31 protein-coding genes are annotated in these 26,474 nt (G+C 37.0%); 22 read left to right on the top strand and 9 right to left on the bottom strand.

Annotation, left to right across the window (positions count from 1 at the left end; all coding sequences use genetic code 11):
- Nucleotides 1-20: 20 nt before the first annotated feature.
- The 3 genes from typA (at nt 21) to LRP81_RS03180 (ending at nt 2,567) form a co-directional block, all read left to right on the top strand.
- A complete protein-coding gene (gene typA / locus LRP81_RS03190) occupies nt 21-1,856 on the top strand; it encodes a translational GTPase TypA (RefSeq protein ID WP_230499791.1) in 1,836 nt (611 codons plus the stop codon).
- Nucleotides 1,857-1,952: 96 nt separating this feature from the next.
- A complete protein-coding gene (locus tag LRP81_RS03185; protein WP_230499790.1) occupies nt 1,953-2,267 on the top strand; it encodes a YlaH-like family protein in 315 nt (104 codons plus the stop codon).
- Between the two features lie 15 nt (nt 2,268-2,282).
- On the top strand, nt 2,283-2,567 hold the full coding sequence (locus LRP81_RS03180) for a hypothetical protein (RefSeq protein WP_230499789.1): 285 nt from the start codon (nt 2,283-2,285) through the stop codon (nt 2,565-2,567).
- Nucleotides 2,568-2,607: 40 nt separating this feature from the next.
- On the opposite strand, the gene LRP81_RS03175 is transcribed toward LRP81_RS03180, so the two are convergent.
- Both LRP81_RS03175 and LRP81_RS03170 read right to left on the bottom strand, forming a co-directional pair.
- On the bottom strand, nt 2,608-3,039 hold the full coding sequence (locus LRP81_RS03175) for a hypothetical protein (RefSeq protein ID WP_230499788.1): 432 nt from the start codon (nt 3,037-3,039) through the stop codon (nt 2,608-2,610).
- Nucleotide 3,040: 1 nt separating this feature from the next.
- A complete protein-coding gene (locus LRP81_RS03170) occupies nt 3,041-3,241 on the bottom strand; it encodes a YlaI family protein (RefSeq protein WP_230499787.1) in 201 nt (66 codons plus the stop codon).
- 164 nt (nt 3,242-3,405) lie between these two features.
- Between LRP81_RS03170 and LRP81_RS03165 the strand changes: the two genes are divergently transcribed.
- Nucleotides 3,406-3,864, top strand: coding sequence for a pyridoxamine 5'-phosphate oxidase family protein (locus LRP81_RS03165; RefSeq protein WP_230499786.1), 459 nt, complete (start codon nt 3,406-3,408; stop codon nt 3,862-3,864).
- A gap of 65 nt (nt 3,865-3,929) precedes the next feature.
- Here LRP81_RS03165 and LRP81_RS03160 read toward each other — a convergent pair whose 3' ends face one another.
- Complete coding sequence (locus LRP81_RS03160; protein WP_230499785.1) at nt 3,930-4,559, bottom strand: YhcN/YlaJ family sporulation lipoprotein; 630 nt, start codon at nt 4,557-4,559, stop codon at nt 3,930-3,932.
- A 227-nt stretch (nt 4,560-4,786) separates the two neighbouring features.
- Here LRP81_RS03160 and LRP81_RS03155 point away from each other — a divergent pair, with 227 nt between their 5' ends.
- On the top strand, nt 4,787-6,115 hold the full coding sequence (locus LRP81_RS03155) for a PhoH family protein (RefSeq protein WP_230499784.1): 1,329 nt from the start codon (nt 4,787-4,789) through the stop codon (nt 6,113-6,115).
- Nucleotides 6,116-6,315: 200 nt separating this feature from the next.
- Here LRP81_RS03155 and LRP81_RS03150 read toward each other — a convergent pair whose 3' ends face one another.
- The gene (locus tag LRP81_RS03150; RefSeq protein ID WP_230499783.1) at nt 6,316-6,816 is read right to left on the bottom strand and encodes a peptidyl-prolyl cis-trans isomerase; all 501 of its coding nucleotides are present in this window, start codon (nt 6,814-6,816) and stop codon (nt 6,316-6,318) included.
- A 124-nt stretch (nt 6,817-6,940) separates the two neighbouring features.
- Here LRP81_RS03150 and glsA point away from each other — a divergent pair, with 124 nt between their 5' ends.
- From glsA to pyc, 3 genes are all read left to right on the top strand, one after another.
- A complete protein-coding gene (glsA, locus tag LRP81_RS03145; protein ID WP_230499782.1) occupies nt 6,941-7,870 on the top strand; it encodes a glutaminase A in 930 nt (309 codons plus the stop codon).
- Between the two features lie 94 nt (nt 7,871-7,964).
- On the top strand, nt 7,965-8,246 hold the full coding sequence (locus LRP81_RS03140) for a YlaN family protein (RefSeq protein ID WP_230499781.1): 282 nt from the start codon (nt 7,965-7,967) through the stop codon (nt 8,244-8,246).
- Between the two features lie 224 nt (nt 8,247-8,470).
- Nucleotides 8,471-11,914, top strand: coding sequence for a pyruvate carboxylase (pyc, locus tag LRP81_RS03135; protein ID WP_230499780.1), 3,444 nt, complete (start codon nt 8,471-8,473; stop codon nt 11,912-11,914).
- A gap of 60 nt (nt 11,915-11,974) precedes the next feature.
- Here pyc and LRP81_RS03130 read toward each other — a convergent pair whose 3' ends face one another.
- Nucleotides 11,975-12,913 (bottom strand): COX15/CtaA family protein, encoded by a 939-nt coding sequence (locus tag LRP81_RS03130; RefSeq protein ID WP_230499779.1) that lies wholly within the window; start codon nt 12,911-12,913, stop codon nt 11,975-11,977.
- Nucleotides 12,914-13,396: 483 nt separating this feature from the next.
- Between LRP81_RS03130 and cyoE the strand changes: the two genes are divergently transcribed.
- The 8 genes from cyoE (at nt 13,397) to LRP81_RS03090 (ending at nt 20,905) form a co-directional block, all read left to right on the top strand.
- Complete coding sequence (gene cyoE / locus LRP81_RS03125; RefSeq protein ID WP_399206930.1) at nt 13,397-14,344, top strand: heme o synthase; 948 nt, start codon at nt 13,397-13,399, stop codon at nt 14,342-14,344.
- A gap of 328 nt (nt 14,345-14,672) precedes the next feature.
- Nucleotides 14,673-15,740, top strand: coding sequence for a cytochrome c oxidase subunit II (gene coxB, locus LRP81_RS03120; RefSeq protein WP_230499778.1), 1,068 nt, complete (start codon nt 14,673-14,675; stop codon nt 15,738-15,740).
- Nucleotides 15,741-15,766: 26 nt separating this feature from the next.
- Nucleotides 15,767-17,650 (top strand): cytochrome c oxidase subunit I, encoded by a 1,884-nt coding sequence (gene ctaD, locus LRP81_RS03115; RefSeq protein WP_263458222.1) that lies wholly within the window; start codon nt 15,767-15,769, stop codon nt 17,648-17,650.
- Nucleotides 17,650-18,273: a cytochrome (ubi)quinol oxidase subunit III gene (locus LRP81_RS03110; protein ID WP_230499777.1), complete on the top strand. Its 624-nt coding sequence runs from the start codon at nt 17,650-17,652 to the stop codon at nt 18,271-18,273. The genes ctaD and LRP81_RS03110 overlap by 1 nt, the downstream gene beginning before the upstream one ends.
- A gap of 6 nt (nt 18,274-18,279) precedes the next feature.
- The gene (gene ctaF, locus LRP81_RS03105; RefSeq protein WP_230499776.1) at nt 18,280-18,612 is read left to right on the top strand and encodes a cytochrome c oxidase subunit IVB; all 333 of its coding nucleotides are present in this window, start codon (nt 18,280-18,282) and stop codon (nt 18,610-18,612) included.
- Nucleotides 18,613-18,865: 253 nt separating this feature from the next.
- Nucleotides 18,866-19,774, top strand: a complete 909-nt coding sequence (gene ctaG / locus LRP81_RS03100; protein WP_230499775.1) for a cytochrome c oxidase assembly factor CtaG — start codon at nt 18,866-18,868, stop codon at nt 19,772-19,774.
- Nucleotides 19,775-19,853: 79 nt separating this feature from the next.
- The gene (locus LRP81_RS03095) at nt 19,854-20,321 is read left to right on the top strand and encodes a DUF420 domain-containing protein (RefSeq protein WP_230499774.1); all 468 of its coding nucleotides are present in this window, start codon (nt 19,854-19,856) and stop codon (nt 20,319-20,321) included.
- Nucleotides 20,322-20,563: 242 nt separating this feature from the next.
- Nucleotides 20,564-20,905 carry an Asp23/Gls24 family envelope stress response protein gene (locus tag LRP81_RS03090; protein WP_230499773.1) on the top strand — a complete coding sequence of 114 codons (342 nt, stop codon included), beginning with the start codon at nt 20,564-20,566 and terminating at the stop codon, nt 20,903-20,905.
- 49 nt (nt 20,906-20,954) lie between these two features.
- Here the strand turns inward: LRP81_RS03090 and LRP81_RS03085 are convergent, their stop codons facing one another.
- On the bottom strand, nt 20,955-21,311 hold the full coding sequence (locus LRP81_RS03085; protein ID WP_230499772.1) for a YugN family protein: 357 nt from the start codon (nt 21,309-21,311) through the stop codon (nt 20,955-20,957).
- Nucleotides 21,312-21,553: 242 nt separating this feature from the next.
- Between LRP81_RS03085 and LRP81_RS03080 the strand changes: the two genes are divergently transcribed.
- Nucleotides 21,554-21,967: a CBS domain-containing protein gene (locus LRP81_RS03080; protein WP_230499771.1), complete on the top strand. Its 414-nt coding sequence runs from the start codon at nt 21,554-21,556 to the stop codon at nt 21,965-21,967.
- Nucleotides 21,968-22,208: 241 nt separating this feature from the next.
- Nucleotides 22,209-23,270: a CAP domain-containing protein gene (locus LRP81_RS03075; protein ID WP_230499770.1), complete on the top strand. Its 1,062-nt coding sequence runs from the start codon at nt 22,209-22,211 to the stop codon at nt 23,268-23,270.
- 16 nt (nt 23,271-23,286) lie between these two features.
- On the opposite strand, the gene LRP81_RS03070 is transcribed toward LRP81_RS03075, so the two are convergent.
- Complete coding sequence (locus LRP81_RS03070) at nt 23,287-23,652, bottom strand: hypothetical protein (protein WP_230499769.1); 366 nt, start codon at nt 23,650-23,652, stop codon at nt 23,287-23,289.
- Nucleotides 23,653-23,668: 16 nt separating this feature from the next.
- A complete protein-coding gene (locus LRP81_RS03065; RefSeq protein ID WP_230499768.1) occupies nt 23,669-24,151 on the bottom strand; it encodes a PaaI family thioesterase in 483 nt (160 codons plus the stop codon).
- 137 nt (nt 24,152-24,288) lie between these two features.
- Between LRP81_RS03065 and ylbD the strand changes: the two genes are divergently transcribed.
- From ylbD to LRP81_RS03045, 4 genes are all read left to right on the top strand, one after another.
- On the top strand, nt 24,289-24,681 hold the full coding sequence (gene ylbD, locus LRP81_RS03060; RefSeq protein ID WP_230499767.1) for a YlbD family protein: 393 nt from the start codon (nt 24,289-24,291) through the stop codon (nt 24,679-24,681).
- Between the two features lie 15 nt (nt 24,682-24,696).
- A complete protein-coding gene (locus tag LRP81_RS03055) occupies nt 24,697-24,936 on the top strand; it encodes a YlbE-like family protein (protein WP_230499766.1) in 240 nt (79 codons plus the stop codon).
- 86 nt (nt 24,937-25,022) lie between these two features.
- Nucleotides 25,023-25,445 (top strand): hypothetical protein, encoded by a 423-nt coding sequence (locus LRP81_RS03050; protein WP_230499765.1) that lies wholly within the window; start codon nt 25,023-25,025, stop codon nt 25,443-25,445.
- Nucleotides 25,446-25,501: 56 nt separating this feature from the next.
- Nucleotides 25,502-25,951 (top strand): YlbF family regulator, encoded by a 450-nt coding sequence (locus LRP81_RS03045; protein WP_230499764.1) that lies wholly within the window; start codon nt 25,502-25,504, stop codon nt 25,949-25,951.
- Between the two features lie 43 nt (nt 25,952-25,994).
- On the opposite strand, the gene LRP81_RS03040 is transcribed toward LRP81_RS03045, so the two are convergent.
- Nucleotides 25,995-26,351 carry a hypothetical protein gene (locus LRP81_RS03040; RefSeq protein ID WP_230499763.1) on the bottom strand — a complete coding sequence of 119 codons (357 nt, stop codon included), beginning with the start codon at nt 26,349-26,351 and terminating at the stop codon, nt 25,995-25,997.
- Nucleotides 26,352-26,474: the final 123 nt, after the last annotated feature.

Here is a 26,474-nt window from a genome sequence, read left to right as displayed (position 1 = left end):
AAAATTAGGGAGATGAAATAGTGAACATCCGCAATGATATTCGTAACATCGCAATTATTGCTCACGTTGACCATGGAAAAACAACGTTAGTAGACAAATTGCTGCATCAAGCTGGGACGTTTAGAACGAACGAACAGGTTGCAGAACGTGCCATGGACTCTAACGACTTGGAAAGAGAACGTGGGATTACTATATTAGCCAAAAATACTGCAATAAACTATAAGGAAACACGAATTAACATCATGGATACTCCAGGACATGCCGATTTCGGTGGTGAAGTAGAGCGTATCATGAAAATGGTTGATGGCGTTCTATTAGTAGTGGACGCATATGAAGGTTGTATGCCTCAAACACGTTTCGTGTTAAAAAAGGCATTAGAGCAAAACTTAACACCAATCGTTGTAGTTAATAAAATTGATCGTGATTTTGCCCGTCCAGCAGAAGTCGTAGATGAGGTAATTGATTTATTCATCGAACTTGATGCTTCTGAGGAACAATTGGAGTTTCCGGTTGTGTATGCTTCTGCAATTAATGGAACTGCAAGCACAAATCCTGAAAAGCAGGATGAAAACATGGAAGCTATCTATGAGGCAATTATTGACCATATTCCTGCGCCAGTTGACAATAGCACTGACCCATTGCAATTTCAAGTTGCACTGCTTGATTACAATGATTACGTGGGACGTATCGGAGTCGGTCGTGTATTCCGCGGAACCATGAAAGTTGGTCAACAGGTGGCACTAATGAAACTAGATGGCTCTGTAAAACAGTTCCGTGTTTCAAAGTTGTTTGGATTTATTGGGTTAAAGCGTGTGGAAATTGAAGAAGCAAAAGCAGGAGATCTTGTAGCTGTTTCTGGTATGGAAGATATCAATGTGGGGGAAACGGTATGTCCTGTAGATCAACAAGAAGCATTACCGGTACTTCGTATTGATGAACCGACGTTACAGATGACATTCCTTGTAAATAATAGTCCTTTCGCAGGTAAAGAAGGTAAATTTGTAACAGCACGAAAAATTGAGGAACGTTTGGAAGCGCAGTTGGAAACAGACGTAAGTTTACGAGTAGATCCAACAGATTCACCTGATGCATGGGTAGTATCTGGACGTGGAGAATTACACTTGTCAATCTTGATTGAAAACATGCGCCGTGAAGGATTTGAGTTACAAGTTTCAAAACCTGAAGTAATTATTAAAGAAATTGATGGGAAAAAATGCGAACCAGTTGAGCGTGTTCAAATTGACGTTCCAGAAGATTATACTGGAGCTATCATGGAATCCATTGGTGCCCGTAAAGGTGAAATGGTAGATATGATTAATAATGGAAATGGGCAAGTTCGCCTAATTTTCATGGTGCCATCTCGTGGTTTGATTGGATATACAACAGAATTCTTATCTCTAACAAGAGGATACGGAATTATTAACCATACGTTTGACAGCTATTTACCAATGACTCCTGGTCAAGTTGGTGGACGTCGTCAAGGTGTGCTAGTTTCCATGGAAGCTGGAAAAGCATCCACATATGGTATTATGGGAATTGAAGACCGTGGAGTTATTTTCGTAGAGCCTGGGACAGAAGTTTACGAGGGAATGATTGTTGGTGAGCATAATCGTGAAAACGATCTTGTCGTAAACGTATGTAAAATGAAGCAGGCAACTAACGTTCGTTCTGCAACGAAAGATCAGACTGTTAGTATGAAAAAGCCTCGTCTTATGACCTTGGAAGAATCTTTAGAGTATTTAAATGAAGATGAGTATTGTGAAATTACGCCACAATCCATCCGTCTTCGTAAGAAACTCCTTGATAAAAACGAGCGTGAAAGATTAGCGAAAAAGAAAAAGTATGCTGAAGCATAAAATTGTGAATTTGTAAGACCAATGGGAGAGAAGGTGAATACTTAATGTTCACCTTTGCCTTTCATTTAAACTATTCATGGAAATGGGGGATAGACAATGGATGTAACAGAAAGACTATCATTTTTTGCCAGTCTTTACCGTGTCGATGAAAACCCTGATGTGGGTATGTGGTACTTGTATTTTACCATTTTAGGTCTGTCTATTCTTGTTTATAAGCTAGGATTTGCATTGAAGTTACCAATACTGAAATCGGTCATCATTTATATTTTTCTTGCTTTAGGAAGTACTGTTCTGTCATTTTTGGGTATATTTCTACCCGTTGCAGAGGGCTTGGTAGTAGCGGCTTTGATCTTAATCATTTATAAAATAAGGCTTCACCGCTCCAAACAAGTGGAAAGTTCTGAAACTTAAGGGGGCATAATTTTTATGAGGTCCATTCAGGATACACTCTATAATTGGCTTACCATTAAAGTAGTTTTCGAAGCAAGGCCAGAAGACAAGTCTGCAAAGGATACGATGGAACTCTTTGAAGGAATCCTTCTGGAAGATCATAAGCTATCAAATATCATCGTAACAAAAGAAGAACCGATGTATTTTGTAGCGTATGAAAAAGATGGGGAACGACATAAAGTCAGATTTCCAATAGAATTAATTGATGTTATGCTGGAGCAGATTCAAAATGAACCAGATAAATATATTAATTATGAATAGAAAAGGATAGCTTGCATCTAGCGTTTTATCTAGATAAGAGCTATCCTTTTTTGAATAGGTTATTGATTGTGGGAAGGAAAATTGCAAATAATATGTGTCCGACTGTCCAGAGAAAAATGGCAGTTCCGTTTGTAACCGAAGGCGTCTCCTTTATTGCTAAGCTTGTTAACGGAAAATATAATAAAATGGTTGGAGTGGTAATCAAAATAGAGGTTAAATATTGCCTTGATTTTTGGTAAATATGTAACTTGCTTATTATTAAGGAGTATAAAACCCCTACAATAACAGCTATAACAAGGTGAAAACAAAACTCGGTAAACTCCGAGTACTCCTGATTTCTAAGAAAGGGTATAAAATCTACATTCAATAACAGCACATATACCTTATTTGTGGTAACAGTCTCCATCCATTTCAAAGATAAGCCCATAATAATGCCACTAATTCCCCCTGCAATAGCACCTCTTAATAACACCTTACCACTCGTCCTTGTTTTGTTTTTGTTCAAAAAGTCTGAAGTTACCTGTTGCTTTTCTTTCATTTGTTTTTTTCTCGATTCTTTCATTGCATCCATCACACATATATGTATGAATGGGTCTGTTTCGAAGCCTTTTTGCTATCAAAGTTTCGTCATCAATACTTTCAATTTTATCGCATATTACACATTTAACTCTCATATGACACCTCGTTTATTCTATCTATATAAATCAGTATAGCATAATAAAGAATAAATGAAGAAAGAATGGAAAAATCAAGAAGAACTAATCATATTGTTCAACCTGTTTCTTCTCAATCAAGAAAATGATATGATTTAAGAAAACGAAGGGGGGATGAACGGAAAATGCCCAACCTTGTAGAAAACGTATTAATTGACCCATTGATTACAGCACTGCAAAAGGAGTTACTTGTAACAATAAGTACTGTCGATCACGAAACAGGAGGACCTAACGTTTCAGCTGTTTCTTGGCTTTATGCAATGGATGCACGAACGATACTTCTAGCAGTAAATGCCTCTTCGCGAATTGTGGATAATATTCTTCATCATCATAATTTGGTCGTGAATGTAATGGCAAATGAATCGGTCTACGCAATTTATACCCAAGCAAAGGTTAAGCAAAAGCGAATGGAAAATGTACCTTTGAACTTATCACTCCTTCAACTTAATATTCAAGAGGTAAGGGATGTTATGTTCTATGGTGCGAAAATAAGTTCAACCCCAGCATTTGAAAAAACATATGATTTGGAAGCTGCCAAAAAATTGGACCAGCAAGTGATGGATTCTCTACGAAAATTCACATGAATACAGATTATTCATTAAGATAAAAGGTAGCCCTTCTGTCATAAAGGACAGAAGGGCTACCTTTTTTAATCTTGCTTTACTTTTTTGTTCCGACTTTCATCTTTGTAATGATTGGATTGTTTTTGCTGTTGTTGCTCTAATTCATTTTTTTCGTCTTGTTGAAGCTGTGGATTGTTTTGTTCTGTCGGATTCGGTGCTGTTGGTTCCTTAAGGTCTAAAGGAATTTCTGGCATTACCCGGCCAACAATTTCAGCAAGTTCTTCCAAAATTCCTGTAACAGGTCTCCCGTTTTGGATATCTCTTCCCATTTCTTGAAGTCTTACATATGAATCTGCATCAGCTAAAACAACTGCAGTTGCCCCGTAAGGATCACTTTTAAGACTTTCGGCAACCGAGTACTTGATTGTGCTGACTCTATCACGATTCAAATCAGAATTCACATCAATTCCCACCACTGCGTAAGGTCCTAGTACTACTGCTGTTGCATCGTTCACATTTGGTACTCTTGAGGCAAGCCGCACTAGATGTGCAGATACTTCTTGACCTGTTTTTCTGTCTGCTTGTACATCAGCAGAATCCTTTACGTGGATAAGTCTCGAGTTATCACCAGTGTTGGTTATGTTCCGGGGTTGATTATTCATACAACCAGTTAGAACAAATACAGTGGCTATTGTCATTATTATATATTTTCTCAAAGTATTTCACTCCTCCTGAGATTGTTTCCATTTTCAACTGACTTGATTTTATTGTTTATTTGTTCTTCTATCTTTATTCATACCAACATATATTTTATCAACGGTCCGTCCATCATATATGGCCAAGTAATTACCCATTAGTTTAGAAATGGGTCATATTATTCGAGGCGGATGCCTTAATTCAAGCCAAAAAGACAATAGAAAGGCTGAGAGTAGGAGGCGGCAGATTGGGTAAAGTATATGTTTTAGACACAAATGTATTATTACAGGATCCATACGCAATTTATTCCTTCGGAGATAACGAGGTAGTAATTCCAGCAGTAGTATTGGAAGAGGTGGATTCGAAAAAAAGATACATGGATGAAATAGGAAGAAATGCAAGACAGGTCTCCAAAATCATTGATTCTTTAAGAAATACTGGAAAGCTCCATGAAAAAATACCACTACATAATGGTGGTGCATTACGCATTGAATTAAACCATCGCAGCTTCCATGAATTGCAGGAAATTTTTGTAGAGAAAACGAACGATAATCGAATATTGGCAGTTGCAAAAAATCTCTCCCTAGAAGAACAAACAAAAGAGCATGGGCGGGTCGTTATTTTGGTAAGTAAAGATGCACTTGTAAGAGTTAAGGCAGATGCTATAGGTTTAATTTCGGAAGATTTTCTTAATGATAGAGTGGTGGAAATCGATCATATATATAAAGGCTTTTTGGAGATGTATGTCCAAACAGAATTGTTGAATACTTTTTATGTAAAAGGAGAATTAAAGGCAGGGGAACTTGCGAATCATCCATTTTATCCTAATCAATTTATTATTATGAAAGATGCATTAGGAGGTTCAGCATCCGCAATAGGTACAATTGATTCTTCTGGGGCAAAGGTAAAAAAACTGATATTTGAGCAAGAGCATATTTGGGGGATTCGCCCGAGAAATGTTCAACAAATAATGGCATTTGAGATGTTATTACGTTCTGATATTCCATTAGTTACTTTAACTGGGAAAGCAGGGACAGGAAAAACGTTACTTGCTCTTGCTGCCGGCTTAATGCAAACAGAAGATTTAAACAGGTATAAAAAGCTTCTTGTGGCCAGACCTATTGTCCCTGTTGGAAAAGATATTGGATTTCTGCCAGGAGAAAAAGAAGAGAAGTTAAGACCATGGATGCAACCTATTTATGACAACTTGGAATATCTTTTCAATACGAAAAAACCTGGGGAATTGGATGCAATTCTTGCTGGGATGGGCTCTATTGAAGTAGAGGCGCTTACCTATATAAGAGGAAGAAGTATACCGGAGCAGTATATAATTATTGATGAAGCACAAAATTTAACGAAGCATGAGGTGAAAACGATTTTGACAAGGGTTGGAGAGAGGAGCAAAATCGTTTTGATGGGGGATCCTGAACAGATTGATCATCCATACTTAGATGAATATAATAACGGCTTAACTTATGTGGTGGAAAGATTTAAGGACCAAAAGCTTGCAGGTCATGTCAAGTTGGTTAAAGGAGAGCGATCTCACCTAGCAAAATTGGCGGCAGACCTATTGTGATATTATCATTTAGGAAAAATATTGAACAAGAAAAAGAGGCTGCTAGAAACCACATTTATCATGACTTTTTAACAGCCTCTGAATACATTGATAACCCCTAAAAACCCCGACAATCTTTATTAGGACCGAGTCACCAATTGACCAACTCTTATTATCAAAATCCCAATAGTTTTTCCATTAGTTCATTAGGGGCGACAAAATTATTTAACTATAATCCTGTGCACATGAGTTAAAGGGGTGTTTCTATTTGATCCATCATTTAAATATACATGAACAGGACCTGTATCCCTTAGCGGTTTTCCTTTGATGGAAAATGCTAAAATCACTTCTTGTGCCGTAGGAATATCCACTTCCAATTCGTTTCCTTCTCCAACAAAAACTATTGAAGTCGATTCTGGCTTAGGTTCTGCATTATACAAAAATGGGGCGAATTTAATCCCGAAAGTACCGGTTAGAAGTTTTTCTTTCTCAAACTTTTTCTCCGTTTTCAAAGTTGGAGGATGAACTGCTCCTTCTCTTATTTCTCTATCCCAATGTTTTGAAACTTCTTTTGTATATGTTTCAAGTTCATCTACTTCTAATTTCTTTTCTTCTGCAAAATATGTATCAAGATCAATTCTTCTGTCATCAAAAATCCAGACACCTGGATCTAGTGTGATGGAGAAATTGACGTTTCCTTCTATTCTAATGATGCCGTCCAAAGATGTTCCCTCCCTTGTAATCCTTTTCATTATTATACTTCTTCTGTGTTTTTTTGTCATGTAATGGGGAATCTAATAACTACTTACACAAATTAATTAATCAAATTTAAAGGATGTTGTACCTATGGCTTGTAGAAGTGAAGAAGAATTACAATCTCTAGTGGATGATGCAAAGAAGGTTTATTTTGAGGGGAAAGTCGCCAATTACATACCAGCCTTACAAAGGGAAAGCCCAGATTATTTGTCTTGTGCCATCGCATATCCTGATGGAAATTGTATATCTGCTGGAGATATCAAAAAACAGTTTACACTTCAAAGTATATCAAAAATTATTACCCTCGCGCTTGTTCTTATAGATTTTGGTCCTGAACATGTCTTTCATCGGGTAGGGATGGAGCCGACTGGAGACCCTTTCAACTCGATTATCAAATTGGAAACATCCTCAAAGGCTAAGCCCTTAAATCCAATGATAAATGCTGGTGCCTTAGCTGTTACCTCCATGATAAAAGGTAGGAATGCAGGAGAGAAAGTAGAGTACATCATTGATTTTGTCAAAAAACTGACAAATGAAAGTGACATTGATTATTGTGAAGAAGTTGCTATATCTGAATTTACTACTTCCTTTTTAAATAGATCCCTTTGTTATTATATGAAGGGAGATGGAGTGATCCATGGAAACGTGGAAGAGATTATGGAAGTATATACAAAACAATGTGCAATAAGAATGAACTGTCTTCAGCTTGCAAGGGTTGGATTGATATTTTCAATGGATGGTGTGAGTCCATATACAGGGGAACAGATTATTCCAAAGGATATCGCTAGAATCTGTAAAACATTTATGGTCACATGTGGCATGTACAATGCATCTGGTGAATTTGCCATAAAAATAGGTATTCCTGCTAAGAGTGGAGTTTCAGGAGGAATTATGGGATCAGTCCCAGATCGTATGGGGATTGGAATATTCGGTCCTGCCTTAAATGAAGTAGGTAACAGTCATACGGGAATGAAATTACTTGAATTACTACAGAAAAAATTTGATTTAAGTATGTTTTAATCCTCAAAGGAGTTATCCATCTTGCATTTTTTCGAAATTAACGATAATATTTAACAATAGGATAGGTATTTGTACGTAAACGGAGGGATCGATATTGGCATCAGAAATCGTGGTCGATCATCGTGAAAAAGCTATTTCGCTTTTAAAAGCCGATTCAGATAAAATATTAAAGCTTATTCAAGTTCAAATGGACAATCTAACCATGCCACAATGTCCGCTTTACGAAGAAGTGCTTGATACACAGATGTTCGGTTTATCTCGTGAGATGGACTTTGCTGTTCGACTCGGATTAATTACGGAAAAGGAAGGGAAAGATATCCTTTCAAAATTAGAGATAGAGCTTTCTGCATTATATGAAGCATGGGAAAGAAATTAACACATAAAACGCTCAATCAGACAACGATCTGATTGGGCGTTTTTGCTAATAGAAGGGTCTCTTCCATTAAGATGGGCTTTCGTAAATTAATAAAATAATGATATTCCATCTATACTTATACGAAAAAGAGGAAAAATATCGAAACTTGATGTATAATTGCATTTATAATTGAAAAAATATTCTAAACTTTTCCAGGCGAGAAGTAGCTACTAGGGGGAGACAAAATGACGAAAAAAATCAATAAGATTCTTGTTGCCAACCGCGGCGAGATTGCAATTCGTGTTTTTCGAGCTTGTACGGAATTAAATATTCGTACAGTTGCTATTTACTCCAATGAGGATATCGGTTCCTTCCATAGATACAAGGCGGATGAAGCGTATCTTGTGGGAGAGGGAAAGAAGCCGATTGATGCATACCTTGATATCGATGGTATTGTTGAAATAGCGAAAGCTAATAATGTGGATGCCATTCATCCTGGGTATGGATTTTTATCGGAAAATATCCATTTTGCAAGGAAATGTGAAGAAGAAGGAATTATTTTTATCGGACCTTCCTCCAAACATTTAGATATGTTTGGTGATAAAGTCAAAGCAAGAACACAGGCTCAACTAGCAAACATCCCGGTCATTCCAGGGACTGATGGTCCTGTTCATTCATTGGACGAGGTCATGGATTTTGCAGCTACGTATGGATACCCATTAATGATTAAAGCCGCACTTGGTGGTGGAGGTCGCGGAATGAGGATTGTTCGTAGTAAGTCTGAGCTTAAAGACTCATTTGAACGTGCAAAGTCTGAAGCGAAAGCTGCTTTTGGTAATGATGATGTTTATGTGGAAAAATTAATAGAAAATCCAAAGCATATTGAAGTGCAGATTCTAGGTGACCATCATGGTGAAATTATCCATCTATTTGAACGTGATTGCTCGATACAAAGACGTCACCAAAAAGTGGTGGAGATTGCACCAAGTGTATCTCTTTCTGAGGATTTAAGAGAAAGAATCTGTCTCTCAGCAGTAGAATTAATGAAAAATGTTGATTATATTAATGCTGGTACAGTTGAGTATCTAGTTTCCGGTGACGAGTTTTTTTTCATAGAAGTTAACCCGCGTGTACAAGTTGAGCACACCATTACTGAAATGGTAACTGGAGTTGACATCGTTCAATCCCAAATTCTTATTGCTGAAGGACATGCTTTACATAGTAGCAAATTGGGGATACCTAGCCAAAACGAAATTAGAGTGAATGGTTATGCCATACAATCTCGTGTAACTACAGAAGACCCTCTAAATGGATTTATGCCAGACACGGGTAAAATTATGGTATACCGTTCTGGAGGAGGTTTCGGGGTTCGATTGGACGCCGGAAATGGCTTCCAAGGTGCTGTCATTACTCCTTACTATGACTCGCTTTTAGTGAAGTTATCTACTTGGGCACTGACATTTGAGCAAGCGGCAACTAAAATGGAAAGAAATCTAAAAGAATTTCGTATTCGCGGAATAAAAACAAATATTCCTTTCTTGGAAAATGTGGTAAAACATCCGAAATTCATGAATGGAGAGTATGATACGTCCTTTATTGATACAACTCCAGAGCTCTTTGTTTTTCCTAAACGAAAAGACCGAGGAACGAAAATGCTCACCTATATCGGGAATGTTACAGTTAATGGGTTTCCCGGAGTTGAGAAAAGAAAGAAACCAATTTTTACAAATCCGCGCATGCCAGATGTATCTCGTATAACTGAAATACCTAGCGGAACGAAGCAAATTTTGGACGAGCGGGGTGCAGATGGACTGGTAAGTTGGGTAAAAGATCAGAAAAAAGTATTGTTGACTGATACAACATTCAGAGATGCACATCAATCTCTGCTTGCTACCCGGGTCCGGACAAACGATTTAAAGCATATTGCAGAACCAACTGCAAAATTGATACCTAACCTATTTTCTATCGAGATGTGGGGGGGTGCGACGTTTGATGTAGCATATCGTTTTTTAAGTGAAAATCCTTGGGACCGATTGCTAATATTACGTGATAAGGCACCAAATGTATTATTCCAGATGCTACTTCGTGCTTCTAATGCTGTAGGATACAAAAACTACCCTGATAATTTAATTAAAGAATTTGTAGAAAAATCTTCTCACGCGGGAATTGATGTTTTCCGAATTTTTGACAGTTTGAATTGGGTGAAAGGTATGACCTTAGCTATTGATGCCGTCCGTAATTCAGGAAAGCTGGCAGAAGCTTCGATTTGCTATACAGGTGATATTAATGATCCGAGCAGAACAAAATATGACTTGCAATACTATCAAAAGATGGCAAAAGAATTAGAAAATAGTGGAGCTCATATTTTAGCAATTAAAGATATGGCTGGGCTGCTTAAGCCTCAATCTGCATATCGATTAATATCAACCTTGAAGGAAACTGTCGATATTCCAATTCACCTTCATACGCATGATACGAGCGGAAATGGGATTTATCTGTACGCAAAAGCGATTGAAGCTGGTGTTGATATTGTGGACGTTGCAATCAGTTCGATGGCTGGCCTGACCTCACAGCCAAGTGCCAATTCTCTTTATTATGCACTGGAAGATATGGATAGAAAACCAGATGTATCCATTGATGCACTAGAACAATTGTCCCATTATTGGGAAGATGTAAGGAAATATTATAGTGATTTTGAAAGTGGGATGAATAGTCCTCATTCAGAGATTTATATGCATGAAATGCCAGGTGGACAATATAGTAACCTGCAACAACAGGCAAAAGCTGTTGGCCTCGGCGCACGATGGGAAGAAGTAAAGGAAATGTACCGTAGAGTAAACGACATGTTTGGAGATATTGTTAAAGTGACTCCGTCCTCCAAAGTAGTTGGAGACATGGCATTGTTTATGGTACAAAACAATCTTTCTGAACAAGATGTTATCGAGAAAGGTGAAACTATAGATTTTCCTGATTCTGTAGTGGAGCTTTTTGAAGGATATTTGGGTCAACCTCATGGTGGATTTCCTAAAGAACTTCAACGTGTAATTCTGAAAGGACGTACGCCGATTACAGTCCGTCCAGGGGAACTATTAGATGATGTTGATTTTGAAGCAGTTAGAAATGAACTATTTGAAACGCTAAACCGCCAAGTGACTAGTCATGAGATGATTGCATATGCATTATATCCAAAAGTCTTTTTGGATTATCAAAAAAAATATGAGCAATATGGAAATGTTTCAGTGCTAGATACTCCGACATTTTTCTTTGGAATGAGACTTGGAGAAGAAATTCAGGTAGAGATAGAACAAGGAAAAACCTTAATGGTGAAGCTTGTTTCTATTGGTCAGCCACAGAAGGATGGAACAAGGGTTGTGTACTTTGAGTTAAACGGTCAGCCTCGTGAAGTACATATTAAAGATGAGAGTGTCAAGTCTGATGTGGTTTCCAAGACGAAGGCAGATTCAACTAACCCAACACACATTGGAGCAACCATGCCTGGGACGGTAATTAAAGTGCTTGTTGAAAAAGGGGAAAAGGTAAAAAGAGGAGATCATCTGATGATTACTGAAGCGATGAAAATGGAAACGACTGTACAAGCCCCATTTAGTGGAACAGTAAAAGAGATTCACGCTGCCCAGGGAGAAGGAATTGCTACGGGTGATTTGTTAATTGAAGTAGAACAGGTGTAAGCAAGACTTCAGATGAAAAAAGGAGAGGGTTCTATCACCCTCTCCTTTTTTGTTTACACCCTATAAAGATTTAGTTGTTTGTTTATGCATTTTCAGTTGATTAGAGTTATTTCTAGATACAAGCATAAGTAGGTAACTTAATACTCCAAATAAACAAGAAATAATTAAGGCGTGAAGAAGGGCTACAATAATATTTAAATTAGTGATAACGATTAAAGCGCCAGTTGTTGCCTGTAATAGTACTAGGATGGAAGAAACGATCCAACCATAATAGATAACCGGTTGATGCTTGTATCTTTTAATTGCAAGGACGGTAATACTCACAATCCAGATGACAATTAATCCAGCTGCAGCTCGGTGTCCCATTTGAATCCATTCATGCATTTGAGTAGGAATCCCAAGTCCATTACGTGTACAGCTGGGCCAACTTGGGCATGCTAAGCTTGCGCCAACATGTCTAACAAGTGCTCCGCTATATACGACAATATAACAATAGGAGATAATTCCGATAATATGGAAGGACATGCGACGATCAACTATCAATGTTTCTGCATCGAATTTCTTGTCCACTTCGAAAATGAGAAGGGTAAGAAGAAAAACAGATGCAAATGATACAAGTGATATTCCGAAATGAAGTGCCAATACTGCTGAAGATTGACCCCACATCACCGCTGCTGCACCAATGAGTCCTTGTAGAATAAGGACGAGAATGGATACAAGGGCTAAAAATTTTGTTTCTCTTTTATGCCCAATTGTTTTCCATGTCCAAATGGCAAGAGTTAGAACCATTATTCCTGCTAATGTTGATACAAGTCGGTGACTTAATTCTACTATTAATGCAAAGTCAATAGAGCTAGGTATTAGCTCGCCGTGGCATAGTGGCCAAGATCGTCCACAACCCATTCCAGAACCAGTTTTTGTAACAAGAGCTCCTCCAATTAAAACAAAAAGCATGACTATAGAAGTGCAAACGGCGAACCATTTTAATAATTTGTACAACAGATTCACCTTCTCAAAAAGAAATTGATTTCCCTTATATTAAAATAGATGTAGAAATGGTAAAATAATAAACGTCCTCCCAATACTACACAATACATCGATAAATGACAATATTCTGCATAGGTAAAACTACTAGAAATTATTATCGTGAAAAAGGTTGAATTATGTAGTGGAGTTTGCTAGAAATATATAAGGGTAACTAGTAAAAGCTTTTTCCATATAGGGACAAATACTAACATTACCTATTATATACCGTTTTAATTAACGTAGGTAACATTCTTAATAGGTGACACAAATTAGTCATATTTTCTTCAAATATAATTCACAAAGCGAGAAACAAATATGATTTAATATACAAAGAGAATGTTACGTTAGTATTACGTACTAACAGTATGCAAAACTATAGAAGATTTCGGTAGTGAAAACGCATTCACGAAATCTATTTCCTGTTAGTTTGCATGGAGGTTCAAAGGAGGTATATTAATGGCAAATTTGAGGACCTTGGACCAGGTAAATGCATCAGGTTCAGTATCAGATGACCGTCCTCAAGCAATGGAAGTTGCTCCATCAAGATGGAAAGACTTTTTAGCGCTAATAAAAATTGGGATAGTAAATTCAAATTTCATCACTACATTTACTGGTCTTTGGTTAGCAATATACTTTACACAAACAAATGGGTTTCTTGCTAATTTAGATATCGTACTACTTACAATGATTGGTTCTTCTCTTGTTGTCGCAGGATCTTGCAGCCTCAATAATTTTATTGATCGAGATATAGATCACCTCATGTCAAGAACGAAAAACCGGCCGACAGTAACGGGAAGAATGGATCCGAAATGGGCACTGTTTGTAGGGCTCGCATTGACTGGAATTGGAACGATAATATTGGCATTTACCACGATAACCGCAGCAGTGATTGGTTTGATTGGTACTTTCACATATGTGGTTTTATACTCAATGTGGTCGAAAAGAAAGAATACACTCAACACAGTAATTGGTAGTGTGTCGGGTGCTGTACCTCCTTTAATTGGTTGGGCAGCTGTAGATCCGAGCCTTTCACTAATTGCATGGATTTTATTTTTGATAATGTTTGTATGGCAAATCCCTCACTTTTTAGCGATTGCTATCAGACGCTGTGAGGAGTATCGCAGTGCAGGCATTCCGATGCTTCCTGTAGTCCATGGATTTGCAATTACAAGAAGACAAATGATCGTTTGGGTTGCTTGTTTATTACCCTTGCCGTTTTGGTTGTTTGACCTAGGGGCAGGTTTAATCGTTCTAGCAACCATTTTAAACGTCGGTTGGTTAGCTTTAAGTCTAGCTGGCTTTAAAATGAAAAATGAAATGAAATGGGCAACCTTGATGTTTGTCTATTCACTTAACTATCTCACCATTCTATTTGTTTCAATGATAGTTGTAACCATTTTCTAAGCATAAAGACAGCTATTCCTTTATAATGAGTAGCTGTTGATTTTCCAAAATACCAGAAATAAAGGGTGAAAGTATAAATCCTGTGGTATAGTAAACAGTGAGTGCAAAAATTGTCCTTTTTGGTAACGCTATTATAAAGATAGCTGTTATAAAAACACACTGTTTTATTGGAAAATAGTGCAATTTTTAAAGATGTTGTGCCGATAATAACGGAGAAAGATCCGAAGGGTACATAACTACATGATTAGATTCTTTCTCTAGGCTTGAAGGAATTTATCAATACATTCTACTTCACTTAATAAATATGAAAGAGGGGTTTGATTAGGCTATGAAGAAATGGCTACCTAATTGGCGTATCGTGTCACTACTTAGTGTGATGGCGCTATTCTTAGCAGGCTGTGGTAAACCGTACTTATCTACACTTCAGCCGGTTGGTGAAGTGGCAGATATGCAAAAATCACTGATTTTGTTAAGTTCCGCAATTATGATTCTTGTTGTAGTTGTGGTTTCTATCATCTTCGTATACGTTGTGGTGAAATTCCGTCAGCGTAAAGGCGAAAAAGATATCATTCCAAAACAAGTGGAAGGAAGCCACAAGCTTGAAATTACCTGGACTGTTATACCGATTTTATTACTTCTTATTTTAGCAGTTCCTACTGTGTCTTACACATTCCAACTTGCAGATGTAGCAAAAATGGATGAGGAAGATTCAGACGCACTTGTAGTTAATGTTACTGCACATCTTTACTGGTGGGAATTTGAATACCCAGGATATGGAGTAGTAACTAGTCAGGATTTGTATGTTCCAACAGATGAGAGAATTTACTTTAACTTGGAAGCAAGTCAAGTAAAACACTCTTTCTGGATTCCATCCGCAGGTGGGAAAATGGATACAAACACAGATAACACTAACCGTTTTTGGTTAAGCTTTGATTCTGAGCGTGTAGGTCAAGGAGAAGCGGAAAGCATTTTCCATGGGAAATGTGCTGAGCTTTGTGGACCATCACATGCATTGATGGATTTCAAGGTTAAGCCAGTGGCACGTGCAGACTTCGATCAGTGGATTGAAAATATGCAGGCTACAGAACATACGGCTGAAACTGAACTTGCACAAGCAGGGGAAGAGATTTTTAACCAAAGCTGTATTACTTGTCACGCAATTGGAGCAGATGCCCAGAGTGATGCAGGCGTTGCACCTAACTTAACAAACTTCGGAGACCGCGAAAGAATTGCTGGGATTTTAGAACATACCCCAGAAGAATTGGCTAGATGGCTTAAAGATCCTGAAGATGTTAAACCAGCAAACTTGATGACAAATACGTATGGTGAGCTGAATGCTCAAGAAGTGGATGCACTTGTTGAATACTTAATGTCCTTGAAAGTGGACGAAGAATAGAATTCTTTTGAAAGGGAGGTTACATTGTGAGTACGTTAGCACAGAAAAAAGGATTTGGCGCAACTGTTTGGGATTATCTTACAACAGTTGACCATAAGAAAATTGCCATCCTTTACCTTATTGCCGGCGGATTCTTCTTTATCGTCGGTGGCTTGGAAGCGATGTTTATTCGTATCCAGCTGGCTATTCCTAACAATGACTTTTTAGCTGCGGGTCTTTATAATGAAATTCTGACCATGCACGGAACAACAATGATATTCCTGGCAGCGATGCCTTTATTGTTTGCGTTTATGAATGCTGCTGTGCCATTACAAATCGGTGCTCGTGACGTAGCGTTTCCATTCCTGAATGCGTTAGGTTTTTGGTTATTCTTCTTTGGGGGAGTATTTCTTAACCTAAGTTGGTTCATGGGTGTTAATGGACCTGGAGCACCAGATGCTGGATGGACATCTTATGCATCTTTATCACTTGCTTCAGAAGGTTCTGGGATTGACTTTTATGCATTAGGTCTACAAATATCGGGTATTGGTACCTTAATTGGTGGTATTAACTTCTTAGTTACCATCATTAATATGCGTGCACCTGGAATGACTTATATGCGTATGCCATTATTTACATGGTCTACGTTTGTAGCTTCTGCACTAATTCTTTTCGCTTTCCCTCCTTTAACAGTAGGGTTGGCACTATTGATGTTTGACCGTTTATTCGGAACAGCTTTCTTTGATCCAAACCTTGGTGGTAACACGATTATTTGGGAACATCTATTCTGGATTTTTGGACACCCAGAAGTATACATATTGATCTTACCAGCATTCGGTATTTTCTCTGATGTATTTTCTACATTCTCGAAAAAACGTCTGTTCGGATATTCTTCAATGGTATTTGCAACAGTACTTATTGGTTTCTTAGGATTCATGGTATGGGCTCACCACATGTTTACAACTGGACTTGGTCCAATAGCAAATGCCATATTCGCTGTTGCTACAATGGCAATTGCAGTTCCTACAGGAATTAAAATCTTTAACTGGATGTTCACCATGTGGGGTGGACAACTGCAGATTAACACAGCAATGCTATGGTCTATTGCGTTTATTCCGAGTTTCGTTCTTGGTGGGGTTACAGGGGTAATGTTAGCATCAGCAGCAGCTGACTATCAATATCACGACTCTTACTTCGTAGTAGCTCACTTCCACTATGTAATTGTTGGTGGGGTAGTATTCGGTCTATTTGCAGGACTTCATTACTGGTGGCCGAAGATTTTTGGTAAAATCCTTGATGAGACTCTTGGAAAAATCACATTTTGGCTATTCTTTACTGGTTTCCATTTAACATTCTTTATCCAGCATTTCCTAGGCTTGATGGGGATGCCGCGTCGTGTATTCACGTTTGGAGAAGGTTTAGGATGGGATTTATCTAACTTAATTAGTTCTATTGGTGCTGCTTTCATGGCAATTGCCACAGTAGTATTGGTTATTAATATTGTGAAAACGTCTCTTAGTAAACAACAGGTTGCTGGAGATGCATGGGGTCATGGTCGTACACTTGAATGGTCCATCCCTTCGCCACCACCAGAATACAACTTTAAGCAGACTCCACTTGTACGTGGTTTAGATCCACTTTGGGTTGAAAAAATGGAAGGGAAGAAAGGTATGACACCTGCTGAGCCTGTTGGCGATATCCATATGCCAAATGGTTCTATCATCCCATTTATTATTTCACTTGGATTGTTTATTTCTGCATTTGGTATTCTGTTCAAAAATGCATTCGCATGGGGTATCCCAGTGATGATTATCGGGTTAGCCATAACATTTATTGCTATGTTCTTCCGTTCTATTATTGATGATCATGGGTACCATATTCATAAAGAAGATCTTCTTGCAGAAGATGATGACAAGGGGGCGAAGCTATAATGCATACTGAAGAGAAATTAACAGCAGAAACTTTTCCAGCTTCGCCTGAAAAGGCAACCCTTGAAGGCAAGAATAAATTCTTAGGTTTCTGGTTGTTCCTAGGCGGGGAAACCGTTCTATTTGCTTCACTTTTTGCAACGTATTTAGCACTTAGTGGACCGGATTCGATTGTAGCTGGTCCGGATAAAAAAGAATTGTTTGACCTAGGGCTTGTTTTTGCAGCAACCATGATTCTTTTAACAAGTTCTTTAACAAGTGTGTATGCAATGTATCACATGAAGAACTTTAACTTTAAAAAGATGCAGTTATGGCTTGGAATCACATGGCTTTTAGGATTCTCATTCTTACTCCTAGAGATTTATGAGTTTAATCATTATATCCACTTAGGTCATACAATCACAAGTAGTGCATTTGGTTCTGCATTCTATGTTTTAGTTGGTACTCACGGTGCCCACGTATTATTTGGTTTATTATGGATTGGAACATTAATGATTCGTAACATGAGACGTGGCTTGGATCTATACAACGCTCCAAAGTTCTATGTAGCTTCACTATACTGGCATTTTATTGACGTTGTATGGTTATTCATCTTTACTGTAGTATACTTAATGGGGATGGTGTGATGACTGATGGCAAATACTCATTCAAATACAGGTAACCCAAAAGTAGATTTAGAATATCGTCGTAAGAAAAGTAAAGAGGAAATGAAGTATCAGGTTGTATCCTTCGTACTAATGATTTTCCTTACATTATTGGCATTCTTAGCAGTTGGTGCTGAAATGTCCAAGTACTTTATCGTACCGTTCATCATTTTGATGGCGATCGTTCAATGTATATTCCAATTGTATTACTTCATGCATATGAATCATAAGGGTCATGAAGTGCCAGCGTTATTCCTATATTCTGGTTTGGCGGTTGGATTAATTACTATATTGGCATTCTCTACCATTATTTGGTGGTAATATTAAAGGCAGCCTCATTGCAGGCTGCCTTTTTTTGAAAATAAAACATATAAATAAACATCAAATTGATTTGTCACAAATTCATGTTTCCTTGTACCATTTTCCTTTGTATTTTGTCCAAATCATGACATTTCCTGAACTGTTCATAGACGCTTCCCAATCCGCATTGAAGGGGCTTGTATTTCTATAGTATAATGTTCATAAGCTAAATGGGGATGTTTATAATCTCCGTACAATTGAGGTGACTGCAAAAATGATTGGCAACTTAGATATGTTTGGATTCCAGGCATTGTGGAGTCCTTATTTATTGACATTTACGATACTTTCCATCCTTTTCTATTTCTATATTACTGGTAAAGGTAGACATCGTTTTAAAGATTCAGAAGCAATTTCTAACAAACAGCGTGCATTCTTTTTAAGCAGTATGATTTTGTTTTACTTAGTAAAGGGCTCACCAGTTGATCTATTAAGTCACTTAATGTTAAGTGCGCATATGACACAGATGGCGGTTCTTTATCTAGTGATTCCCCCTATTCTTTTGATGGGATTACCAGCTTGGATTCTTCGCAAAGTAATTCATTTTCCTGTGATAAAGCCGGTTTTTAGGTTTATTTCTAAGCCATTAATTGCATTACTGTTTTTCAATGTGCTTTTTTCGCTCTATCATATTCCAGTAGTTTTTGATACTGTAAAAGTCGATATGTTATATCATACTACCTATATGGTGGTCATGTTTATTGGCGCTTTCATCATGTGGTGGCCACTTGTTAATCCACTTCCTGAGGAACAACGTTTATCTGGTATTAAGAAAATTGGTTACATAATGGCAGATGGTATCCTGTTAACACCTGCTTGTGCGCTAATCATTTTTGCGGATCAACCACTATACGCAACTTATTCAGAACTTACCGCTTGGCTTGCGGCATTAGAGTTGTGTGTTCCAGCTGGTACGTTAAGTGGTCTTGATCTTGGAGGACCGGAAAGATTTAATGCATTACCACTTGTTGAAGATCAGCAACTTGGTGGAGTTATTATGAAGGTTATTCAAGAGATTATGTATGGTAGTATTCTTGCTTACGTATTCTTTAGTTGGGCTAGAAAAGAACGAGAAAAAGAGGAAATCGATCTTAATAAAGCAATGCACCCAAAAACTGCAGAGTAATATAGCAAAAAAATGAGGCAGCAGCAAAGCTTTGTTGCTGCTTTGTTTTTGATATGTACAGCGTTGAGAGGAGAAAAATATGGGTTATTCTATTCCTATAATGCCAACTATAAGTACTTTTTTTATTGTAATTAGTGCAATATTTGTTGCAATTGGTTGGTATTTGATCATTAAAAGAAGGCTGGAAGCACATAAAAAAGCGATGTTTTTCGCCGCAATTTTTGCCATTATGTTTTTTATCATTTATTCTTCGAGAACAGTATTTATCGGCAACACTAGTTTTGGTGGTCCAGAAGAGATAAAAGTCTATTACACGATATTTCTCCTCTTCCATATAACACTTGCAACAGTTGGTGCAGTGCTAGGTATCACGTCGCTTTTGACAGGTTACAAAAACAATCTTGCTAAACATCGTAAGCTTGGTCCAGTAACTAGTGTTGTCTGGTTTTGTACAGCAATTACTGGTGTAGCCGTTTATTTACTTTTATATGTTATTTATCAAGGTGGGGAAACTACATCAGTTTTTAGAGCTATTCTTGGTTATTAACAGTAGGTTGATTTCATGACCATCGTATTCTTTTGATGTTGACAAATCTAATTTTATTTAATTATCCTGTGAAAAGTAAGTGAATGGTATCACAAGCAATCAAAGATAGTGTTTGGATTTTGATCCAAGCACTTTTTTTATGTGGTTTTTGAGCAAGCACTAACTGAGAATGGAATGCATAAATTGAGAACAACGGTAGTGATGGAATATTCAAAGCATTAACAAATAAAGGAGGTCTATAAGTGAAAATAGCTAAAGGGGAAAAGCATGAGGTAAGCACTCTAATTCTTCAAACCATCATTTTTATATGTGTAACGGAAGAAACGAATGTGAAAATATTGCCTCCAAGGTTCATGAAGAAGTTTTATGCAATCATCAATAAAGAATTCCAACATTCTGCCGTAATACATTTTGCTGATGAGAAAGTAATTGATATAGATCTTTTTATTGCGGTTGAATATCATCAGCCGATACTTGAAGTATGCAGAATGTTACAACTCAAAATTAAAAATGAAATAGAAATTCTCACTGGCTATCATGTTAGAAATGTGCACATTTCTGTTGATGGTTTATGGAAAAAATAAAAAGGTGATACATTGTAATCTACAATAGTCAATCACCTTTTAAAAATTATTATTTTAATGCATTAATACGCTCTTTTGCTTGATTTAATAATGATTTGGATGTGGAAACAATATTCGCTGGAAATTGTTCTCCTTCACCATATTCTACACCGTGTGGATAATAGTGCTTCCCTAAAAGTGGAGTAAGCAGGCTAATCACTGCATGTGATCCCCCAACGTCCCCCTCAATTGTATAACCTTGAACACGCAAATAAAATACGCCTTCTTTTGTCTCGAACTTTCTATCATAAGTAACTCGTTCGTAATCCCATTGGCCAGCTAGATCAAAGCCTAAGTTTTCCATGATATCAGTTAGACGTGATAATTCTACTTTTTCATTTTCTAAACCTGTATTTTCAATTTTCATTTATGTACACTCCTTTTTCTATCTCATTACTTCTAGATAAAGTATGCTCCTTGTTTATAATAGTACGAAAGCGCATAACTTTCAACAACGAAAAAGTAATCACGCCTTGTCAAAGAAAATAATTTGGAAAAAGTCATGATTTTGTAGAAAATGGTGAACCTAATAAAACGGGAAGGGAATATTCTTATCCTCTTCCAAACTTTTATCTGTTATGTATGAAGAAAATATTGGAGGTTAAGGAAATGGAAACAGTTCGCTCTATTATGACAACAGATGTAGATTGCTGTACCCCTCTTGACAATGTGTTTGAAGTTGCTACGAAAATGAAGGATCTTGATGTAGGTGCTATTCCAATAGTAGAAAATGATAAATTAATTGGAATGATTACAGACAGAGATTTGGTGGTGAGGGGTATTGCAGAAAAACATCCAGGGTCTAATCAAGTGACAAATGTTATGAGTGATCATTTAGTGACAATCGGACCGGATGCAACACTTTCGGAAGCTTCCAACTTGATGTCAGAACATCAAATTAGGCGTTTACCTGTTGTAGAAAATGATCAATTAATTGGCATGGTATCTCTAGGTGACTTGGCTGTTCATCATTATTCTGATGATCAAGCAGGAGAGGCACTTAGTCAAATCTCAGAAGAATAATTAATACAAAGACCAGTTCCTTTAAATGGGACTGGTCTTTTTCTTGAAATATGAATTTATCTAAAAGGACGGTGTATCCGCGTTTATATTTGATGAGAATGCAAGTTTTAGTTATGATTAATAGTATTCATTTCGTTCCCAAAGGGTATAGATAGATTAATCTAGTTATTTTACTTCGAAATAAATAGAATGAAATCTATTCTAGCAAAGTATAATGGTAGAAAAGGGAGGGAGAGAATACATGAGGGGACTTTTTTTCTTACTTTTTATTGCATTTTGTCTATATTTATTTGTAAATGTAGAGCCTCATCAAATAGAAAGAATAATAAAAGAACAACCATTGAGTGGTCAGATATTCACTGAGCGAGAGGAAGCAGAAGATAAAGTCTTCACGCAGGCTGACATTCAAAAGAATGAGCAAGTCGAAAACATTTCTACTTATATGGGAGAAGGAACGGACGTAATAATAGATTCGTTTGGAGAGCCAGATAGAAAAGATCTATCAGCATTTGATTATGAATGGTGGATATACAACTCTAACTTTAATAACTATATTCAGATTGGAATAATAGATAATCGAGTCGTTACGATATTTAGTACAGGCAGTGAAAGTAATAATGGAGCAATGGAAATAGGGGAAAACTACGATACGCTTAATGAAAAGTTTGACTTTTCGGATAGTGTGACGGTAGAGCATGAAGAGGGATCCTATCAGTTTATCATTAAATCAGAAGAGAGTACCATGCGTCCATTGATAAAATTAGAAGATTTCTATGTACAGCTGTACTTTGATGACATCGACAAAACCTTATCAAGTGTCCGTTATCTTGACTCTGAAACCTTGATAAAGCAAAGACCTTATGAATTAGTTTATAGGGGTCCATTGTTGGAGGCAAAGGAATTATCTCAAGAAGAGTTGGAGAGAGTGGAAGCAGGGAATGCACAGCAGATTCTTGATTTTACAAATATTATTAGAGAACGATTTAACCTTTCCGCTGTTGAATGGGATCAAGACGTAGCGGAGGTAGCGTTCTTTCATAGTAAAGACATGAGAGATAGTGACTATTTTTCCCACACATCTCCAACACGAGGCAGCCTTACAGATAGACTTATGGAGGGGGATGTACCATTTCGTCTGGCTGGGGAAAATATTGCAGCCAAGTACGTAGATGGAATAGCAGCTACAGAAGGCTGGTTAAATAGCGAAGGACACAGGAACACTTTGTTAAATTCACAATTTACTCACCTTGGGGTGGGAGTGAGTGAAAATTATTATACGCAAAACTTTATCCAAATATGGTAGTTAAAAACCAGACACTTTAATGTCTGGTTTTTATTATGAATTTACCTATTGTAAAGCCATTATTCTCATTCCATTGCCCTAATAACTCAACAGATTGGCCAACAATAAGGGAAGGAGGAATAGAATTATCTTGACAAGGCTGTTTGTAAATAGCCGTATATTTTCCTTTTTTACTTTTAATATGGAGTATGGTTTCTAATGAATACAATTCATGATAAAACCGTTTTTTATCAGTATGAACCGTTAATATTTCACCTTCCAATCTAGCTTCAAGAGGGACTTCTGTCAGTCTTCTCCACTTTTCTAGCTGCTTTTGCTTTTCTTTTTTTGTTATCCAAAAGAAATAGATGATCAAGATTGGTATGACGATTGCAGTTACCATAGCGCCACCCTTTAGTTTATTTTTTTGGAATGATAAAAAAGCTTCCCGTTGCATGGGCAATTAAAACTTCATCGTCACGAAAAACCTTACCTTCCATTACCATTATCTTAGACCCTTTATGTATGACAGTTGCAACGCATATAAATGAACTACCAATTCCTTTTGCAACATAATTTATTTTCATTTCTGTAGTAACAGCGGCTTTATCACTTGGTAATAGCTTAAATGCGAGAGTTCCCATTGCAGAATCCAAAAGAGTAGCGGTAAGTCCCCCATGCAATATATCTAATGAGTTTTGAAGAAGTATTGAATTATCTATATCCATCGTTAATGTACCTGGTTCATCAAACTTACTGGAGATTCCCATCAAAGCACCAATATGGGTACCATTCTTTCCTTCCCTTTTTCTCTTCATGCTTTGTAGATACAAAGCAGCAGTTTCCTTTTCTTCTTCTGATGCATCCTTCAAAAAGTTATCCCATTGCTGTATGATTTCCATCTTTATCCTACTTTCTGACTTAGTCTACATCCATCTTATCAATTGTCAGGAGGTAAAGGAAAGTAAAAATAGGCGAACGCTTTTTCTTTTTTTCAATAAAATAAATATAGGCATATATACAGGAATGGGGTGAGAGAATGGCAACGAAAGAACAACATCCAAGTATTGCTAAGTTCAAAGATTTTGTAAAAAGGCATCCCAAGCTATCTGAAGAAGTGAAAGGTAAAAAGAAAACTTGGCAAGAGTTATTCGAAGAGTGGTACTTACTCGGTGAAGAGGATGAAAGTTGGAAAAGCTATCGAGTTGATGGGAAGGATGAAGAAGGAAAAGGAAGTAAATCCGATGTTATTCCTCAAATATTGCAATCGTTAAAGAAAATGGATGCTAACCAAATACAGTACTACTTAAATAACGCAAACTCTGCCATAGGAAATATTCAGCAGCTTATACAGCAGTTTTTACCACAAACTACAAAGGGTACATCTACTTCATCAGGTGTGAAAAATCCTTTTTCGTTTCGAAAAGATTAGGAATGGATGAGATGTATGCGAAAAGATATTTATGATTATATTCAAAAAAAGAAGTCATTAAAAAGCTATATAAGAGAACAGCCCTTATGGTATCGAACACTTTCAAGAAACCCAGAGAAATTAGATGATTTTGAATTAGCATCTATGCATTATTATAAACAAACCATTCCACATAAAGTAGAAAGATTTCAAAATTCCGTACAAATGGCATCGATGATGGTCCATATGTTTCAATCAATGAAAAATATGGATTAGTATGATAAATTATTTCATTCTTTTGGAATAGAATGGGAACTCCTTTCTAAAACTAGAAATAATGTCAAATGGAAAGGAGTATTCTTATGCGAGTTATTTGGACGAGCTTCATTTGCATTCTCTTTATACTCACAGGCTGTAAGGAGGAACAACAAAAACCAAAATCCATGGTAGAAACTGATGTAAATGTCATGGAAGTTCTTTCCCATTCCTCCTCAAGCAATCAGAAAATGAATATGAGAGTTCATCATTCGATAAAAGGTAATGATGTATATTTGGAATGTATTGTAACACCCAATTTTCATTTTGTAGAAGGAAAACAGGAGAAAAAGCATGGGGAAGGTATGGTAGTAGTATTTCTTGATAATAAACAGATAGGTTCCTTTACTAAGGGTGCTTTTGTAATAAATGATATTCCTAAAGGTAAGCATGAACTAACTATTACCTTACTTCACAATGACAAAAGTGAATATGGAATAAGTGAAAAATTAGAAATTGATATTGAGTAGTGGGTTATTACACAACTCTAGTAAAACATGATATGATGGTCTTGGAGGTGTATTCCATGATTGCTACTGTAGAGCATGTAGAAATAGTAGAGAAAGCAGAACAATTGGCGAAGATGATATGGCGATCAGAGCTTGCTGAAGACTATCACCGCTGTTTATATAACTTACAAAATGACGATGTCGCCCAAGAGCTTATTCGTTCATTTGAGAAAATGAAAGAAAAATATGAAGAAGTTCAACGATTTGGAAAATATCATCCCGATTATCGCAAAGTAACTTTGGAAACAAGAGAGCTGAAGCGTAAGTTGGACCTTCATGATACTATTCATGCATTTAAAGAAGCGGAAGACACCATTCAAAAGGTTTTGGATGAAATAAGTGTGCTTATTGGAAAGTCTGTTTCTGAAAATGTAAAGGTACCAACAGGCAATCCATTTTTTGACTCCCTTTCAAGTTGTGGCGGTGGCTGCGGCACTGGTGGAGGCTGTGGTTGTAAGGCAAGTTGATGTCTATTCCATTTAGGAGTTGCTTCTATATAGGCAGCTCCTTTTATTTGTTATCTTTTCTAAGCCGAATGCAATCCTCACAAAGGTTCCCGCAACAAAACATTTTTTCCTGTGGAACAAAAAATCGATGTCTATAAACAAAGATCTGTTCTTGTCGCCTAACAAAATGAGTTTCAGTGGTGACTTTTTTCTTAAACATAGCCTTTTTAGAACAGACATGAATAAAGGATAGTCCTTTTTTTTCCCAGCTATCCGAGTGCTCTGGTAGTACTTCCACATACAAAAAAGGAATACCAGTTATTTTTTTTCGAAAACAGTCCTTCACAAGCCCATTTTCATTTAAATCTGCTAAGAAAATATCCCAAACCATCTCCAGTTCGATTTCTCTCACCCTTTTCATTAAATAATCTGTTGATTCCTTTATTTTAACAGTGTCATAATATTTCCATCCATGCTAAACTATAATAATAGTTGTATTATTAGATTAGTTTTTTTCACAAAATTTGCATTGTAGGTACTTATC

This window comes from Sutcliffiella rhizosphaerae (assembly GCF_917563925.1).
Taxonomy (GTDB): Bacteria; Bacillota; Bacilli; order Bacillales; family Bacillaceae_I; genus Sutcliffiella_A; species Sutcliffiella_A rhizosphaerae.
This window is presented reverse-complemented; position numbering and strand designations above follow the sequence as displayed.